Raw genomic sequence first — 17,639 nt, 5'->3', positions numbered from 1 at the left:
TCTGAACAAATTATAATTATCTAAAGTATCAAAAAATTCATTAAAATAATTTTACGTCTGTTTTTAGGACTTATCATTCTATTGCTATTAGGTGCAATATCTCTTTCGGTTCCATACGTTCAAACTAAGATTGCACAATATTTTACAAAAAGTATCAACGACGATTTTGGAACAAAAATCAGTATTGATGGAGTAAGGATATCTGTTTTTGGCGGTGTGAAATTTAAGAATGTAATGATACGTGATCATCATAATGACACGCTTATTTTTACTCGAATTTTAAATACAAATATTTTAGAAGGGAAGAAGATATTAGATGGTGATCTTATCTTTGGTGATATCCGTTTAGATGGTTTGGTTTTTAACATGAAAAGGTATAAAAACGAAAAAGACACTAATTTTGATTATTTTTTAAACGCATTTAATACTGGCAAGCCTTCTAATAAAAATTTCCTATTAAAAACAAATAGCGCTACAATTTCTGATGGCCGTTTCGTTTTAATAGACGAAAATAAAGAAAATCCAAAAGATGTTGATTTTAAACGTCTCAATATAAAATTGAGTAATTTTTTAATTTACGGACCTGCCGTTAAAACCAAAATCGAAAAGATGTCTTTTCAAGATTACCGTGGTTTATATGTTGCAAATTTAAGTACTGATTTTAGTTACACTAAAACGAGTATAAAATTAGAAAATTTAGATTTGCTAACTAAAGAATCTGCTTTAAAAGGGGACGTTTTCTTGAAATATACCATTGCTGATTTTCAAGATTTTAATAATAAGGTGAATTTTGATATTAAATTAAAATCGGCTCATTTAGCTACTAATGACATTAGTATCTTTTATGACGAACTAGCCAAGAATCAATACTTTGATTTAACAAGCCGCATAACGGGACCGCTCAATAATTTAATGGTTAGTAATTTAAAATTGACTGATTCTAAGAACACTAAAATTGATGGAAAAATTAATTTTAAGAACTTGTTTGGTAATGAAAATCAACCATTTCTAATGAATGGTAATTTTAATAATCTAAGTAGTAGTTTCGATAATTTAACCGCAATGTTACCCAATGTTTTAGGAAAAAAATTGCCAGCAGAATTGAAAAAATTAGGTTCTTTTTCGATTATTGGAAGTACTACGGTGAGCAAAACAGCCCTAACAGCTGATTTTTCATTGGATACAGAAATCGGTAAAGTGCAGTCAGTATTGAAGATGAATAGTATCGATTTTATCGATAAAGCTTCTTATGCTGGAAATATAGTTCTCGTTGACTTTAATGTTGGAGAATTACTAGGAAGCGAGGATCTTGGTATGGTAAGTTTGAATATAGATGTAAATGGAAAAGGTTTTACCGAAAAATATTTAAATACTGAATTGAAAGGTGACATTACTAAAATTGATTTCAAAAAATACACGTACACGAATGTAGTGGTTAACGGGAATTTTAAGGCTCCTAATTATACAGGTCAAATATCTGTTAATGATCCTAATCTGAGCATGAATTTTGACGGCTTAGTTGATTTACGCAATACCGAAAATAAGTATGACTTTCATATTAATGTTGAGAATTCGGATTTACATAAACTGAATTTAGTTAGCGATCCTATTTCCAAATTCAAGGGAGATGTGCTTGTTCAAGTAACTGGGAACACAATTGAAAACCTTCAGGGAAATGTTTATATTCAAAAAACATCTTATGAAAATGAGAAAGATGTGTATATTTTTGATGATTTTAATATAGCCTCCCAATTTGATAAAGATCGAGTACGTACTATTACAGTAAATTCACCTGATATTGTAGAAGGTGAAATTGTTGGGAAATTTCAGTTCAACCAGTTAGGAAATCTAATTAGAAATTCTCTAGGTAGTTTGTATACTAATTTTAAACCCAATAAAGTTAACAAGGGGCAATTTTTAAAATTCGACTTTACAATCTACAATAAGATTATCGAAATATTTTATCCCGAGATGTCTATTGGTACAAATACTGTAGTTAGAGGAAATATTAAGTCAGATAGTCAGGAGTTTAAGCTTAATTTCAATTCACCTCAAATATTGTTGGCTAAAAATACCTTTGATAATATTAGAGTAGCTATTGACAATAAAAACCCGCTGTACAATGCATATGTTGAGCTAGACAGCATTAAAACTCCTTATTATAAAATTCGTGATTTTAGTTTGATTAACATTACCATGAAAGACACTTTGTTTTTTAGGTCAGAATTTAAAGGAGGTAAAAAGGGGGAAGATTATTTTAATTTGAATTTATATCATACTATTAATAAAGACAATCAAAACGTGGTAGGCGTAAGCAAATCTGAGATGAAGTTTAAAGATTACTTATGGTATTTAAATGAGGAAGACAAACCTAATAACCAGTTGGTATTCGACAAATCTTTTAAAAATTTTAAAATTGATGATTTTATATTATCTCATGAGGATCAGGCAATAACTTTGCAAGGAACGATAAATGATTTATTAAATAAAGATTTGCAACTTAGCTTTAAAGATGTTGATTTGTATCGAATAACTCCTGACAATGAGAAATTTGTATTTAAAGGAAATATTAATGGAGAGGTAAATTTTAAACAAAACAACGAAGTTTACAAGCCTACAGCGTCGTTGATTATTGACCAATTAAATATAAATAATACTGAACTTGGTGAATTAAATTTTAATATTGAAGGAGATAAAAACTTGCAGAAATTTGTAATCAATTCCTCTGTTAAAAATGAAAATGTGGAGTCCTTAAGTGCCATTGGGAATTTTGAGGTGATTGGTAAAGAGACTTTACTAGATTTAAAAGTTGCTTTATCTAAATTCAACCTAGGAGTTTTAGGTTCGTTAGGAGGTGAAGTTTTATCTAATATTCGTGGTATGTTAACCGGAAACGCTAACGTTAGTGGAAACTTAAAGAAACCTAAAATTAATGGACGACTTTTTGTGGATGAAGCGGGGCTTACTGTTCCTTATTTAAATGTTGATTACGAACTCGGAGGTCGTTCAATAATAGACCTTGCTGACGAAAAATTTCTTTTTAGAAATAACACTTTAACTGATACTAAATACAATACAAAGGGAACGCTAAATGGAACTGTAGAGCACAATAACTTTGCCGATTGGAAACTGGATCTAACTATTGATAGTAATAGGTTAGTCGCATTAGACACTAAGGACAAGGATGATGCTGCCTATTACGGAACTGCATTCATTGACGGAACTGCTACTATTAAAGGACCTACAAATAGTTTGTTTATTAAGGTAGCCGCTAGATCAGAAAAAGGGACATCAGTAAAAATTCCAATAAATGATGCCGAGAGCGTAAGCGATAACTCGTTTATTCATTTTTTAACGCCAAAAGAGAAGCGAAATATAGAATTAGGGATTATAGATAATACAAAAAAATATGGCGGATTACAGTTAGAATTTGATTTAGATATTACTCCAGATGCAGAAGTAGAAGTTATTCTTGATCGAAATTCAGGTCACGGAATGAAAGGAAAAGGATACGGAACTTTGTTATTTAAGATTAATACGCTTGGATCTTTTAATATGTGGGGAGATTTCCAACCTTATGAGGGAACCTACAACTTTAAGTACGGTGGTTTTATTGATAAAAAGTTTGATGTTAAAAAAGGAGGTTCTATTTCTTGGGAAGGGAACCCAATGAAAGCGCAATTAAATCTTGAGGCAGTTTACAAAACAAATGCAAATCCAGCCGTGTTATTAGATAATTCTTCTTTTAGTCGAAAGGTGCCTGTAGAAGTAGCTATTGGAATTCGAGGTGATTTAGCCAGTCCAGAACCAGATTTCAATATTGACTTCCCTACGGTGAGTAATGTGCTAAAATCTGAAATACAGTATAAATTAAATGATAAAGATGTGAGGCAAACTCAAGCGCTTTATTTATTATCTTCAGGTGGCTTTTTAAGTCCGGAAGGAGTGAGTCAATCTGATTTTTCAGGAAGTTTATTTGAAACGGCTTCTGGTTTGTTAGGAGGGATCATTCAGTCTGACAGTGAGAAATTTAAAGTTGGTTTGAATTACACACCGGCTGATAGGCGCTTAGGTAAAGAAACTGACGGTAGAGTGATTGCCACGATAACTTCTAAGATAAATGAGCGTGTTACTATCAATGGTAAGTTAGGAGTCCCTTTTGGAGGAGTTAACGAATCTGCAATTGTAGGAGATTTAGAAGTGCAGTATCGTGTAAACGAAGATGGAACATTAAATTTGAGAATTTTTAATAGAGAAAACGACATTAATTATATAGGTGAAGGAATAGGATACACACAAGGTGTGGGTATTTCTTATGAAGTAGATTTTGATACCTTCAAAGAATTAGTCAATAAAATCTTTACAGATCAAAAGCTAGAACAAGCCAAACAAGTCAAAAATGAAATCCAAGATTCGGCTTTGTCACCAGATTATATCAATTTCAATAAACCGGCTACACCAAAGAAACCGACCGTGGAAAAAAATAAAGAAGCTTTGCTCCCTGAAGAAAATTAAAAAAAAGCTTACTGATAATTATTACCCTATCAACTGTGTTTGATAGGGTTTTTTTATGTCCATTATAATGGTGTCAATAAATGCACTTACGCTGTCATCAAGAAACAAATTAAGGTGATGCTTCAAGTGTTAATAACATTGCTTTAAATTATCATTGATTGCTAAATTCTGTTTAATCGTTAAAGATTAAATCTAAAATTTAGTTATTGTTAAAAAATATCGGATATTTTTTGGTTTTTCGAAAACTTATTAACGAAAACGTTTGAATTAACTGATGGTTTTAAAATTATCATTTGCATAACGTTTTTACAACATTATGTTTGTTAATTTTACATTCAAATAGTATTACAATGCCAGAAAAAATAAGAAAAGTAGGAGTGTTAACATCAGGAGGAGATTCTCCAGGAATGAATGCTGCCATTAGATCTGTGGTTCGTACGTGTGCATATCACAATATTGAATGCATCGGAATTTATAGAGGGTACCAAGGTATGATAGAAGGAGACTTCAAAGATATGGGACCTCGATCTGTAAATAATATTGTTAATAAAGGAGGAACGATTTTAAAATCGGCACGCTCTTTAGAATTCAAAACTCCAGAAGGAAGAAAGAAAGCTCACGATAACCTTGTTAAAGCGGGTATCGATGCTCTAGTGGTAATAGGTGGTGATGGAACATTTACTGGAGGATTAGTATTTAATAATGAATATGATTTCCCTATTATGGGAATTCCAGGAACAATCGACAATGATATTTTTGGGACTAGTCACACACTTGGTTATGATACTGCTTTAAATACTGTTGTAGAGGTAATCGATAAAATTAGAGATACAGCAAGTTCTCACAACCGATTATTTTTTGTAGAGGTGATGGGTAGAGATGCCGGTCATATTGCATTAAACGCAGGTATTGGAGCAGGAGCAGAGGAAATTTTAATTCCTGAAGAAGACTTAGGATTAGATCGTTTGCTTGATTCATTGAAAAAAAGTAAGGCTTCAGGAAAATCTTCAAGTATTGTAGTTATTGCTGAAGGTGATAAAATAGGTAAAAACGTATTCGAACTTAAAGATTACGTTGAAGCTAATCTACCTGAATATGATGTAAGAGTATCTGTTTTAGGGCACATGCAAAGAGGTGGTTCTCCATCATGCTTTGACAGAGTTCTTGCTAGTAGGTTGGGAGTAAAGGCGGTAGAGTCGTTACTTGAAGGCAATTCAAATTACATGGTAGGTTTGCAAAATGATGCTGTGATTTTAACACCATTGGAGCAAGCAATAAAAGGAAAGTCAGAGATTGATAGAGAATTGTTGCGTGTATCTGATATCATGTCAACATAATATATTTCGAAAATTATATTAGTATACATTTCGAACAAAAAGATAATAAACTAGAACTAGAAATAAACAAAAATTAAAGAAAATGTCAAAAGTAAAATTAGGAATAAACGGTTTTGGAAGAATTGGAAGAATCGTATTTAGAGAATCTTTCAATAGAGACAATATTGAGGTAGTTGCAATTAATGATTTATTAGATGTAGACCACTTAGCTTACTTATTGAAATATGATTCAGTTCACGGTAGATTCAACGGAACTGTTGAAGTGAAAGAAGGACAACTTTTTGTAAACGGAAAAAACATTCGTATCACTGCAGAAAGAAATCCAGCAGATTTAAAATGGAATGAAGTTGATGTAGATGTAGTTGCTGAATGCACTGGATTTTTCACAACAGTTGAAACTGCAAATGAGCATATCAAAGGTGGTGCAAAGAAAGTAATTATTTCTGCTCCTTCTGCTGATGCTCCAATGTTTGTAATGGGTGTAAATCACGAATCAGCAAAAGCTTCTGATTTAGTTGTTTCAAATGCATCTTGTACTACTAACTGTCTTGCACCATTAGCAAAAGTTATCAACGATAATTTCGGAATTGTAGAGGCGTTAATGACAACTGTTCATGCTACAACTTCTACTCAAATGACAACAGATGGTCCTTCTAAGAAAGACTGGAGAGGTGGACGTGCTGCATCATGTAACATTATTCCTTCTTCTACAGGAGCTGCAAAAGCAGTAGGAAAAGTAATTCCTGAATTGAATGGAAAATTAACTGGTATGGCTTTCCGTGTACCTACAACTGACGTATCTGCAGTAGATTTAACTGTTAAAGTAGCTAAAGAAACTTCTTATGAAGAAATTATGGCAACTTTAAAGAAAGCTTCAGAAACTACAATGAAAGGTATCTTAGGATTTACTGAAGACCTAGTTGTATCTCAAGATTTTGTTGGTGATTCAAGAACATCCATCATTGATGCAAATGGTGGAATTGGATTGAACTCTACTTTCTTCAAAATCATCTCTTGGTATGATAACGAATACGGATATTCAAGTAAATTAATTGATTTAGCTGTGCACATATCTGCATTGAAATAATCATCTATAATTATAAAAATCCCGTCAATTTATTTTTTGACGGGATTTTTCTTTTTAATTTAAATATGTACCAAAAAAAATCTTATTTTAGAAGACAATTTGGTGCGATTATAACCAAATCTTAAACTGATAAAAATGAAATTAATAGTTGATAGTGGTTCTACTAAAGCTGATTGGATTGCAATAGATGATGAGGGAAAAATATTATTTACAACTCAAACATTAGGTCTAAATCCTGAAATTCTTGAAAACGACGAAATCATCAAAAGATTAAACGATCGTTTTGATATTTTGCAAAACAAAAAAAATGCAACTCACTTGTTTTTTTACGGTGCTGGTTGTGGTACCGATAAAATGAAAAAAACATTGACTGAAGCTTTCGAAAGTTATTTTGTGAATGCAGCAGTTTCTGTCGAAGAGGATACTTATGCAGCTGCTTATGCTACTACACCTAGAGGCGAAGAAGCAATTGTAGCGATATTAGGTACAGGATCTAACTGTAGCTATTTTGACGGAACGAAACTACATCAAAAAGTGCAGTCATTGGGGTACATCATTATGGATGATTGTAGTGGTAATGTTTTTGGGAAAGAATTAATTCGAAAGTATTACTTTAATAAAATGCCTCAAGACCTTGCTGTCGAATTTGAAAAAGAATACAATGTAGAGCCTGATTTTATAAAAAGTAAACTTTATAAAGAAGCTAATCCAAATGCTTATTTAGCGACATTTGCAAAGTTTTTAATTCAGCATAAAGACCACGAATTTTGTAGAAAAATTATCTTTAAAGGAATGAAGTCTTTTGTAAAAAACTACATCAAACAGTTTGATAATTGCAAAGATATTCCAGTGCACTTTGTTGGGTCGATTGCTTTTTATTTAAAAGACGAATTACAAGAAACTTTTGATAAGTATGAATTACAATTAGGAAACGTACTAAGACGACCTATTGATGGTTTAATCGCTTATCACGTAGCAAATAAGGAATAGACAATGATGGAAATTGCAATTATAGCACATGACGGAAAAAAGGCTGATATGGTTCAGTTTTTAAATAAAAACAAACTGCTTTTACAAAAGGAAAATATAAAACTTATTGCTACAGGAACAACTGGAAGCAAGGCAGAAAATGCAGGTTTTAAAGTAAAAAGAATGTTGTCTGGACCGTTAGGTGGAGATGCGCAAATCGCCGCGAGAGTGGCTGAGGGTAAAACTAAAATGGTTTTGTTTTTTAAGGATCCCTTAGCGAGTCATGCTCATGAGGTTGATATAAACATGTTACTTCGTGTGTGTGATGTGCATAATGTGCCTATCGCTACAAACGAAGCAACTGCTCAATTGTTATTGAAAGCTATAGTATAGCTGTCATAGAAATTTCTACATTTACATTTTTTGGCAAACATGCCACTTGAACCGTTTCACGAGCTGGAGCGGTTTTTTCGTTAAAATAAGTAGCATACACCGTATTTATTTTAGCAAAATCATTCATGTCCATAATGAAAATGGTTGTTTTTACTACATGCTCAAAAGTCATTCCTGCAGCGATTAATACTTCTTTCATGTTCTCCATTACCTGCTTTGTTTCAGCCTCAATAGAATCAGTTACGAGTTCGCCAGTAGCCGGATCAATGGCGATTTGGCCTGAAGTATATAATGTATCTCCTTTTAAAACGGCTTGATTATAAGGTCCGATTGGTGCTGGTGCTTTATCAGTAAAAATTATTTTTTTCATAATGTATTTTTTAAGTTTAAGTAGTGATCAAAATAGTAATAGAAATGGCGCTTTCGCGAAAGCTAAATAAGTATAGATTATCGAGTTGAAGTACTTCGCTTATCCCATTTAATATCGCTTAGCACACCTGATTTGATCCCGATAAAGAATCCCCAATTTGCGTTTGTTCCAAAAGGTGTCCAGTTAAAATCCATTCTCCAGCTCAGCAAATCTCTTTCAAAACGTAGCTGTGTATAAGTAACACCATTTTGCACAAAATCATAACCGGTAGAGATACCTGCTTTCCATTTTGGCGTCAAATCAGCATTTGCTGAAATCATAATAGAATTTCCGATTATCTCGCGTTCTCTATTATTGTTTCCGTAGGTAAGCGAATATGCAAATGTCATGTCCCAAGGTAGTTTGGAAGTAAAAAACTCAGAAATCACATCCTCACCTTGATCCTCACCATCATCGTCAAATTGACTTACATTGCCATTGTTTACTGTATTCCTACCAAATAAATCATCTTCACGACCTCCATTACGCTGTGTTTGATCGTTTTTTTTATTTTTGTTCTTATCATTTTGCTGGCTTGATATAGAATAATTTAAAGTCATATTAGCACTTGTCATTCGAAACAGACTACCACCATTATCAATATTAAAGGTGTTGATTCTTGTACCTGAATTATCGATTGCATAGGGATCTAGTGTTGCGCCAAAATTCACATTCATTTTATCTTTAAACAGTTGAGTTCCTCCACTTACACGCACGGGAGACCATGCTAATGAAGTAACACCATCGGCATCTAGATTATAGCTAGTAGATAAGTTTAAATTATTTAAAAGCATGATTTTCTTAGGCTCTGTTTTAGTGCTGTCAGTATCGCGAACTTTAGCTTCGAAGGTATTGCTTAAGTCAAAACCTAAAACATTTGAGTTTGTCAATCCTGGTGCACCAAAGATTCCACCCTCAAAACGAGTATATTGCTTGCTGATGGTTCCAGTTCCATCGCTATCGTAAGTGTCGTAGTATTTCTCAAAACTTGGCGTGTATCCATAAGATAATGATGGACGCATGACGTGGCGTATGGATTGGATTTTTTTGTCTTCGCCAAAGTTAAATGTTCCATATACTGTTGTACCTAAACTAGATGAGAAAGAATATGTTCTATAGGCGTCAAAACCATTAACTGTTTTATCAACTACAGCTCCTTGATCGACATCAAAATTTCTTTCAATTGTTTTTGCATACCATACTTCTTCATAGTTTACACTAGTCGAAGCACTAAAGTATTTAAATAATTTAAAGTTGGTGCTAAGAGGAATACTGTGTTGAACACCCACTTGAGCGTCTCTAAACATTTGCGGTTTAAAGAATAGAGAATCGGTAGTGGTGATGCTATTTCGACCACTTAAATTATATTGTAAGTTGATGTTTTTAAAAAATCCTTTTTTGATATCATCTTTTCCTGCAAAAGGATAAATTCTATCAACGCTCAGCTGTAAGGTTGGCAGTGTCATATTGATCACCTCTGTTTGTGTATTTTGTGAATGCGTTGCAGAAAGTGACATTCTTACTTGAGGGATCGAGTTAAACGTTTTTGAATACGAAACAGATGAACTAAGCGTGTTATTTAGATTCGAACCAACATTAGCTTGATTGATGGATTGCTGGAAATATTTACTACTACCTAAGTTGACCGATGCCGAAAAAGTAGAGTTGGGATTTGACTTATTATCTCTAGAATGAGACCATTGTAAATTGTAGATTTTTTGCTTGGCATAATCAGGAAAACCACGCTCACTTGCTATCAAGTTTTCATATCTAAAGTTGATGTTTCCACGGTAATTGTAGCGTTTAGCATATGAAGATTCGAAGCGCAAACCGTAACTTCCATTTGTGTAATAGTCTCCTAAAAAAGTCAAATCATAATGGTCACTCAAAGCAAAATAGTACCCTCCATTTTGTAATGAGAAACCTCTAGTATTTGAGTCGTTATAACTTGGTAATATAATCCCCGAAACATTTGTTTCTTTGCTCATTGGGAAATAGGCGAAGGGCAAAGCAATAGGCGTAGGAACATCTGCAATAACCATATTTGTTAATCCAGTAATTACCTTTTTACCAGGAATAAACTTTACTTTATTAGTTTGGAAATAATATTCGGGATTATCCACATCTTTTGATGTTGTGAATCGTACACCTTTTAAAAAATAAACCGAGTCATTTTCTTTTTTTGTTACTTGTGCTTTTATTCTAAATTCCCCTTGATCTGATCTTGAGTTGTAAATTAAAGCTTTTTGCGTTTTAAAGTTAAAACGTATTGAGTCAGGCTGAACCTCATTTGCACCTTGTTTAAAATTTGGGTACTGTGTATATTTTCCAGTAGAATCCTTTATCCTTCCAGCATAAACTTCGTTTTTCTCATAATCGAGAACAATTATTCCAGATTTTAATTCGACATCTTCATAGTATAATTCTGCTTTGTCATACAACGTCACTAATTTTTTCTTTTGATCAATCTTAACGTAATTGTCGGCCTTGTATTTAACTTTTGACTTTAAAAAAGTTTTCTTCTCAGGGATAGAGTCTTTTAATACATCATTTACTGGATTTTTGATGGTATCTATGACAACTTTAGCATTCTTTTTAACGGTGTCTAATGGAACAACCATTCCTTTTTTAATAGGTATAGGCGAATTTCTCTTCGGGATTTCTTGTGCGCATACATCAAATGAACCTATAGATAGGAGGAATGCTACTAAAACGATATTAAATAAGTTTGTCTGCAAAGGGATAAATGCTATTTTTGTGTAATTATGGCCTGTTTTTTGAACAGTCAAACTTACAGATTATTTTTTGGCAAAAATAATCAAATAAAAAAATTAAGTACTAGTGTTCCATTAAAATTAACTTTAGCATATGAAAATCAACTATTATTGTTTTTTTCTGATATTTTTTACAGCATTTCTAACACATTCTGAGGCTTTTGCTCAAACGGGCCAGAAGTTTACAATTATATTAGATGCTGGTCATGGTGGAAAAGACCCTGGCAACTCTTATCACGGGTTTACAGAAAAAGATATTGCTTTAAAAACTACTTTAAAAGTTGGAGGGTTTCTTAATAAAATAGCTGATGTGGAAGTTATATATACACGTACCACAGATGTATTTGTAGAATTAGTAAATAGGCCAAAAGTAGCTAACAAAATCAATGCTAATCTATTTGTTTCTATTCATTGTAATTCTGTTAGAAGTTATCAACCCTATGGTACCGAAACTTTTGTAATGGGTCTTTCTAGAACAGATTTAAATTTAGAAGTGGCTAAGAGGGAAAACTCAGTAATCTTGCTAGAGGATAATATAAAAGATAATTATCAAGGATTTGATCCTAATAAACCTGAATCTCTTATAGGACTGACTATAATGCAGGAGGAAAACTTGAATAATAGTATTATACTCGCAAACGAAGTACAAAATAATTTTACAAATAATTTGCAACGTAATTCAAGAGGTATCAAGCAGCAACCACTATGGGTGCTTGATGCTGCTTACATGCCTAGTGTGTTAATTGAATTAGGTTTTTTATCGAATAGGGAAGAGGGGGAATACTTGAACTCAGAGGAAGGTCAAGATCAGATGGCTTTTCAAATAGCGAGTGCTATTGTACAGTATAAAAATAAATTTTATGGCACTGGCGGAGGTGTAACAGGATTAGAGTCTAGCGCTCCTAAAATTGTTCCTAGGCAAGTTCCAGTCCCTGCATCTACAACTTCGGGGACTGTATATAAGGTGCAATTAATGGCTAGTGAAAAAAATATCGCAATGATTCCTTCTAATTTTAAAGGGTTAAGTGGTATAAGTAATACATATGATTCACAATTATATCGTTACATGTACGGTGAAACAAATAGTGAAGAAGAAGCTCAGAAATTAGAAAGAGATGCAAGAAACGCCGGTTTTCCAGATGCGTTTGTTACTACTGTAAATTAAAATACGTTCCTACTGCACTTTATCTTGATGAAATGCTTAAGAATAAGTAAGTTTGTAAAAAAAAAAGATTTTGAAATCATCCTATTCTAATAACATCGTTTTAAAAGCTTTTGTGTTTATTGCTTTGTCCTTATCCTCTTTATCTCATGCTCAAGGAAGTAATTTTAAAGTCACCTTAGACGCAGGTCACGGTGCGCATGATTTTGGGGCGACTTATAATGGGCACGTAGAAAAAAATATAGCTTTGGCAATCGTTTTGAAGGTTGGTAAAATGTTAGAGGCAAATTCTAAAATTGACGTTATTTACACTAGAAAAACAGATGTTTTTATTGATTTAGTAGAAAGAGCAAACATTGCAAATAGAGCAAACGCTAATATTTTTGTATCCATACACTGTAATGCAAATAGAAATACATCTGCAAGTGGTACTGAAACGTATGTTATGGGTATGAACAAAATCGCCTCTAATCTAGAAGCGGCAAAAAAAGAGAATTCGGTAATTACACTAGAGAAAGATTATAAAAGAAATTATGAGGGTTTTGATCCTAATTCACCTCAAACAATGATTGGAATGACTTTGATGCAAGAAGAATATCTTGATAATAGCATTTCACTAGCCAGTAAGGTTGAAAACGAGTTTGAAAAATTGGGTAAAAAAATTAGAGGTGGCGGTGTTAAACAAGCTCCTTTCATGGTTTTACATAAAGCATACATGCCTAGAATTCTAATCGAAACTGGATTTATCTCTAATCATACTGAAGGAAATACTTTAGATTCAGAATCTGGTCAGCAAGAGATTGCAAAAGCAATTACTGACGCGATTGTAAGTTATAAAAATGAGTATTACGGTAATGGTAGCGTAGAAAGTTATGAAACACGGCCTTCTACAAGAGCGGCTGCACAAGGCACTACTTCAAAAAATAATGTGGTAGTCGAGACTAAAAAAACAGTTTTAAGAGCATCAGATAGTGATGTTGTTTTTAAAGTACAAATCGCAGCAAGCAGTAAAAAGTTAGCTTTATTAGCTAGGAATTTCAAAGGCTTGAATACTATTTCTATGGAAAAATCAGGTGCTGCTTATAAATATATGTATGGGGAAACTTCTGATTATAACCAATCTAAGGTTTTGTTGAGTCAGGCTAAGGCCAAAGGATATTCGTCTGCTTTTCTAATAGCGTTTAAAAACGGTAAGAAAATCAGCATTCAAGAAGCAATTAAATAATTACAAGTTGGATATTTTATATTAAATTTGTGCAAAATACTTTAAATTTTGAAACTAACAAGAGAAATTAAGACGGCGATATTAGTTATTGCATCTATATTATTATTTATTTGGGGATATAGCTTTTTAAAAGGGCGTGATTTGTTGAGCAGCTACAAGAAATTGTATGTTCAATACGATTCAGTTGAAGGGCTTTCTTCATCGGCACCTGTCACTTTAAACGGTCTAGCGATTGGTCGTATTACTGCGATTACAATAAACCCAAAAACAGGAAAATTACTTGTAGAGATGCAAATCAAATCTGATTTTCCTATTTCACAGTCAAGCACTGCCACAATTTACGAACCAGGTCTGATTGGCGGAAAGCAAATTTCGATCAACCCTAACCTAGCGGATAATACATTGGCAGCAGATGGTAGCTACTTGTCGGGAACCATTAAACAAGGTTTAACTGATGCTGTAGGGGAAAAATTGGTGCCTATTCAAGCTAAACTTGATAAGCTATTAGGGAATGCTGACGAGTTAATTAGTGGTTTCAATAAAGTACTTGATGAGAAAGCACAAGATGATTTGAGAAAGAGTTTGGCTGAACTTAGTCTAACGATGCAACAATTTCATAAGGCTTCGATAAGTATGAATAATGTACTTGATGATAATAAAGCGCAAGTAAAAGGGGTAGTTACTAATTTTAATAAAATCTCTAAAGACTTTGCAAATATATCTGATTCGCTTAACAAAGCGGATATGGGTAAAACCGTACGTAATTTAAATGCCACTTTAGCTAAAGTAAATGGGCTGGTGCAAAACTTAGAGGCAGGAAATGGTACTATGGGGAAATTGCTTAAAGATGACGCTCTCTATACAAATTTAACTAAATCAACAAGAGAGTTGGAATTGTTATTACAAGACGTACGTTTATATCCTACAAGATATATTAACGTATCTGTATTTGGAAAAAAGAACAAACCATATAAAGGAGTGCCTGCTAACGATACAATTAAATAAAAGTTTTTATATATGAGTTATTTAGACAACATATTGTTTGCCATAGTTTTAGGAATAGGTTTTGGGTATTTCTTTATCAATATAAAAAAAATCTACCGTAATGTTAATCTAGGTATAGCTGTTGACCGTAAAGACAATCCAGCTGCAAGATGGAAAAATATGGCAATGATTGCATTAGGGCAATCAAAAATGGTGAAGAGACCTATTGCAGGTATTTTACATATTGTTGTTTATTTAGGTTTTGTAATTATTAATATTGAACTTTTAGAAATCATTATCGATGGGCTGTTTGGAACGCATAGAATTTTTGCTTTCTTAGGTACAACTTATAATGTTCTAATAGCAACTTTTGAAATTCTAGCAGGATTAGTTCTTATTGCTGTTGTTATTTTCTGGTTACGACGTAATGTTATTCGATTAAAACGTTTCATGAATAGAGAAATGGTTGGTTATCCTAAAAATGATGCTAACTACATTTTATATTTTGAAGTTGTATTGATGACTTTGTTTTTATTAATGAATGCTTCAGATTTACATTTACAAAATGTTCCAGGAGGTTTCTCACACTTTATCAAGGCAGGATCTTTTCCTATAAGTCAATTTATCGAACCAATATTTAACGGTATGCCAAATGAAACGGTGATGCTTTTAACAGAGGTTTTCTGGTGGTTGCATATCGTTGGGATTTTAATATTCATGAATTATTTATATTTTTCGAAACACTTACATATACTTTTAGCTTTCCCTAATACTTATTTTGCAAATTTAGATCCGCAAGGTGAATTTGATAACTTGGAGGCAGTTACAAAAGAAGTAAAAATGATGATGGATCCTAATGTTGATCCATTTGCGGCGGCCCCGGCTCCTGCAGAAGGTGAAGTTCCAAGTAAATTTGGAGCTAGTGATGTACAGGATTTAAACTGGGTGCAATTATTGAATGCGTATACTTGTACAGAGTGCGGTAGATGTACTTCTTCTTGTCCTGCAAGCCAAACAGGTAAAAAGCTTTCTCCTAGAAAGATTATGATGGATACTCGTGATCGTCTAGAAGAAGTAGGTAGAAATATCGATAAAAATAAAGGGTTATTCATTCCAGACGAGAAGACATTATTAAATGATTACATCACAGCAGAAGAGTTGTGGGCGTGTACATCATGTAATGCTTGTGTTGAAGAATGTCCAGTTAACATAAGTCCGTTATCAATTATTATGGACATGCGTCGCTACTTAGTCATGGAACAAAGTGCTGCTCCTATGCCTTTGAATGCTATGATGACAAATATCGAAAATAATGGTGCCCCGTGGCAATACAATCAACAAGACCGATTGAACTGGAAAGATGAGAATTAATTCTTTCAAAAGAAATTTAAATTTATAAACTACGCTAGCTTAGGCGGCTAAAAATATATATTCAATGTCAGAAAATTTAGTAGTACCAACAATGGCAGAAATGCTGGCTCAAGGAAAACAACCAGAAGTTTTGTTCTGGGTGGGATGTGCAGGTAGTTTTGACGATAGAGCTAAGAAAATCACTAAAGCATTTGTACGTTTATTAAACCGTTCTAATGTATCTTTTGCCGTATTAGGAACAGAGGAAAGTTGTACTGGAGATCCTGCAAAAAGAGCTGGTAACGAGTTTTTGTTTCAAATGCAGGCCATGATGAATATCGAAGTGCTAAATGCTTATGAAGCTAAGAAAATTGTAACTGCTTGTCCGCATTGCTTCAATACACTTAAAAATGAATACCCTGAACTAGGTGGACAGTACGAAGTAGTACACCATACAGAATTTTTAAAATCACTGCTTGATGATGGTCGTTTAACTATTGAAGGTGGTCAATTCAAAGGTAAAAGAATCACTTTTCACGATCCTTGTTACCTAGGTCGTGCAAACAAAATCTATGAGGCTCCAAGAGATTTAATTGCGAAATTAGATGTTGAATTAGTTGAGATGAAGCGTTCAAAAGCTAACGGTTTATGTTGTGGTGCTGGTGGCGCGCAAATGTTTAAAGATGCTGAACCTGGTGATAAAGAAGTAAACGTTCTTAGAACAGAAGATGCTCTCGAAGTGAAACCAGATATTATCGCTGCAGGATGCCCATTTTGCAATACCATGATGACTGATGGTGTAAAAAACAAAGAAAAAGAAGCTGATGTTAAAGTGATGGATATTGCTGAACTAATTGCTAATGCTCAGGATTTATAATAATTAATAGAATACAATTCAATGAGACTTACCTTGTTGTAAGCCTATAAAAAAAATATCATGTACGTACCATTTGAAGATTTACCAGAAGAATCCCGTGTTTGGATTTATCAATCCAATAGAAAATTTTCTGATGCTGAGTTCACCGAAATAGAAAATGATTTAAAAACTTTTCTTGAAGGTTGGGCTGCTCACGGAACAAGTTTAGAGTCTTCATACCAATTAAAATACAATAGATTTATCATTCTTGCTGTAAACCAAGATTTTCAAGCTGCTACAGGTTGCTCTATTGATTCATCTGTTGAATTTATTCAGCAATTAGAAAAAAAATATTCTGTTGATCTTTTAGATAAAATGAACGTAACCTTTAAATTAGGGGAACATATTGCTCACAAACCATTAATTGACTTTAAGAAAATGGTAAAAGATAAAGCGGTTACAGAGAACACTATTGTCTTTAATAACCTGATTAATAATGTTCAAGAATTTAACGAATCATGGGAAGTTCCAGCAATGGATAGCTGGCATAGTCGTTTCTTCTAAGAAAATATAAAATT

Annotated in this window: 13 protein-coding genes; 11 read left to right on the top strand and 2 right to left on the bottom strand. The window is 33.2% G+C overall.

The window, feature by feature from the left end:
- Window positions 1-2,946 precede the first annotated feature (2,946 nt).
- The 5 genes from H603_RS17795 (at window position 2,947) to H603_RS0103735 (ending at window position 8,301) form a co-directional block, all read left to right on the top strand.
- Window positions 2,947-4,515: a translocation/assembly module TamB domain-containing protein gene (locus H603_RS17795; RefSeq protein ID WP_455423183.1), complete on the top strand. Its 1,569-nt coding sequence runs from the start codon at window positions 2,947-2,949 to the stop codon at window positions 4,513-4,515.
- Between the two features lie 350 nt (window positions 4,516-4,865).
- The gene (gene pfkA / locus H603_RS0103750; protein ID WP_026707323.1) at window positions 4,866-5,852 is read left to right on the top strand and encodes a 6-phosphofructokinase; all 987 of its coding nucleotides are present in this window, start codon (window positions 4,866-4,868) and stop codon (window positions 5,850-5,852) included.
- An 82-nt stretch (window positions 5,853-5,934) separates the two neighbouring features.
- Window positions 5,935-6,939, top strand: coding sequence for a type I glyceraldehyde-3-phosphate dehydrogenase (gene gap / locus H603_RS0103745; RefSeq protein WP_026707322.1), 1,005 nt, complete (start codon window positions 5,935-5,937; stop codon window positions 6,937-6,939).
- A 135-nt stretch (window positions 6,940-7,074) separates the two neighbouring features.
- The gene (locus H603_RS0103740) at window positions 7,075-7,929 is read left to right on the top strand and encodes an N-acetylglucosamine kinase (RefSeq protein ID WP_026707321.1); all 855 of its coding nucleotides are present in this window, start codon (window positions 7,075-7,077) and stop codon (window positions 7,927-7,929) included.
- Window positions 7,930-7,935: 6 nt separating this feature from the next.
- Window positions 7,936-8,301, top strand: a complete 366-nt coding sequence (locus H603_RS0103735) for a methylglyoxal synthase (RefSeq protein ID WP_026707320.1) — start codon at window positions 7,936-7,938, stop codon at window positions 8,299-8,301.
- Here the strand turns inward: H603_RS0103735 and H603_RS0103730 are convergent.
- Window positions 8,291-8,671, bottom strand: coding sequence for a RidA family protein (locus tag H603_RS0103730; RefSeq protein WP_026707319.1), 381 nt, complete (start codon window positions 8,669-8,671; stop codon window positions 8,291-8,293). The genes H603_RS0103735 and H603_RS0103730 overlap by 11 nt on opposite strands.
- 77 nt (window positions 8,672-8,748) lie before the next feature.
- Window positions 8,749-11,499 (bottom strand): putative LPS assembly protein LptD, encoded by a 2,751-nt coding sequence (locus H603_RS0103725; RefSeq protein ID WP_026707318.1) that lies wholly within the window; start codon window positions 11,497-11,499, stop codon window positions 8,749-8,751.
- 79 nt (window positions 11,500-11,578) lie between these two features.
- Here H603_RS0103725 and H603_RS16410 point away from each other — a divergent pair, with 79 nt between their 5' ends.
- The 6 genes from H603_RS16410 (at window position 11,579) to H603_RS0103695 (ending at window position 17,625) form a co-directional block, all read left to right on the top strand.
- Window positions 11,579-12,649, top strand: coding sequence for an N-acetylmuramoyl-L-alanine amidase family protein (locus tag H603_RS16410; protein ID WP_084157710.1), 1,071 nt, complete (start codon window positions 11,579-11,581; stop codon window positions 12,647-12,649).
- A 70-nt stretch (window positions 12,650-12,719) separates the two neighbouring features.
- Window positions 12,720-13,871, top strand: coding sequence for an N-acetylmuramoyl-L-alanine amidase family protein (locus H603_RS0103715; protein WP_035675281.1), 1,152 nt, complete (start codon window positions 12,720-12,722; stop codon window positions 13,869-13,871).
- Window positions 13,872-13,919: 48 nt separating this feature from the next.
- Window positions 13,920-14,876, top strand: coding sequence for an MlaD family protein (locus tag H603_RS0103710; RefSeq protein WP_026707316.1), 957 nt, complete (start codon window positions 13,920-13,922; stop codon window positions 14,874-14,876).
- A gap of 12 nt (window positions 14,877-14,888) precedes the next feature.
- Window positions 14,889-16,226: a (Fe-S)-binding protein gene (locus H603_RS0103705; protein ID WP_026707315.1), complete on the top strand. Its 1,338-nt coding sequence runs from the start codon at window positions 14,889-14,891 to the stop codon at window positions 16,224-16,226.
- Window positions 16,227-16,290: 64 nt separating this feature from the next.
- Window positions 16,291-17,082, top strand: coding sequence for a (Fe-S)-binding protein (locus tag H603_RS0103700; protein ID WP_026707314.1), 792 nt, complete (start codon window positions 16,291-16,293; stop codon window positions 17,080-17,082).
- 60 nt (window positions 17,083-17,142) lie between these two features.
- Window positions 17,143-17,625, top strand: coding sequence for a hypothetical protein (locus H603_RS0103695; protein ID WP_026707313.1), 483 nt, complete (start codon window positions 17,143-17,145; stop codon window positions 17,623-17,625).
- Window positions 17,626-17,639 lie beyond the last annotated feature (14 nt).

The sequence above is a fragment of the Flavobacterium frigidarium DSM 17623 genome (assembly GCF_000425505.1).
GTDB lineage: Bacteria > Bacteroidota > Bacteroidia > Flavobacteriales > Flavobacteriaceae > Flavobacterium > Flavobacterium frigidarium.
Note: the sequence above shows the minus strand (reverse complement) of the source record. Positions and strands in the feature narration are given on the sequence as shown.

Bases quoted from the DNA above. Each gene is read 5' to 3' on its own strand.
- pfkA (WP_026707323.1), top strand. From the start codon at position 4,866: ATGCCAGAAAAAATAAGAAAAGTAGGAGTGTTAACATCAGGAGGAGAT.
- gap (WP_026707322.1), top strand. From the start codon at position 5,935: ATGTCAAAAGTAAAATTAGGAATAAACGGTTTTGGAAGAATTGGAAGA.
- H603_RS0103740 (WP_026707321.1), top strand. From the start codon at position 7,075: ATGAAATTAATAGTTGATAGTGGTTCTACTAAAGCTGATTGGATTGCA.
- H603_RS0103735 (WP_026707320.1), top strand. From the start codon at position 7,936: ATGGAAATTGCAATTATAGCACATGACGGAAAAAAGGCTGATATGGTT.
- H603_RS0103730 (WP_026707319.1), bottom strand. From the start codon at position 8,671: ATGAAAAAAATAATTTTTACTGATAAAGCACCAGCACCAATCGGACCT.
- H603_RS16410 (WP_084157710.1), top strand. From the start codon at position 11,579: ATGAAAATCAACTATTATTGTTTTTTTCTGATATTTTTTACAGCATTT.
- H603_RS0103705 (WP_026707315.1), top strand. From the start codon at position 14,889: ATGAGTTATTTAGACAACATATTGTTTGCCATAGTTTTAGGAATAGGT.
- H603_RS0103700 (WP_026707314.1), top strand. From the start codon at position 16,291: ATGTCAGAAAATTTAGTAGTACCAACAATGGCAGAAATGCTGGCTCAA.
- H603_RS0103695 (WP_026707313.1), top strand. From the start codon at position 17,143: ATGTACGTACCATTTGAAGATTTACCAGAAGAATCCCGTGTTTGGATT.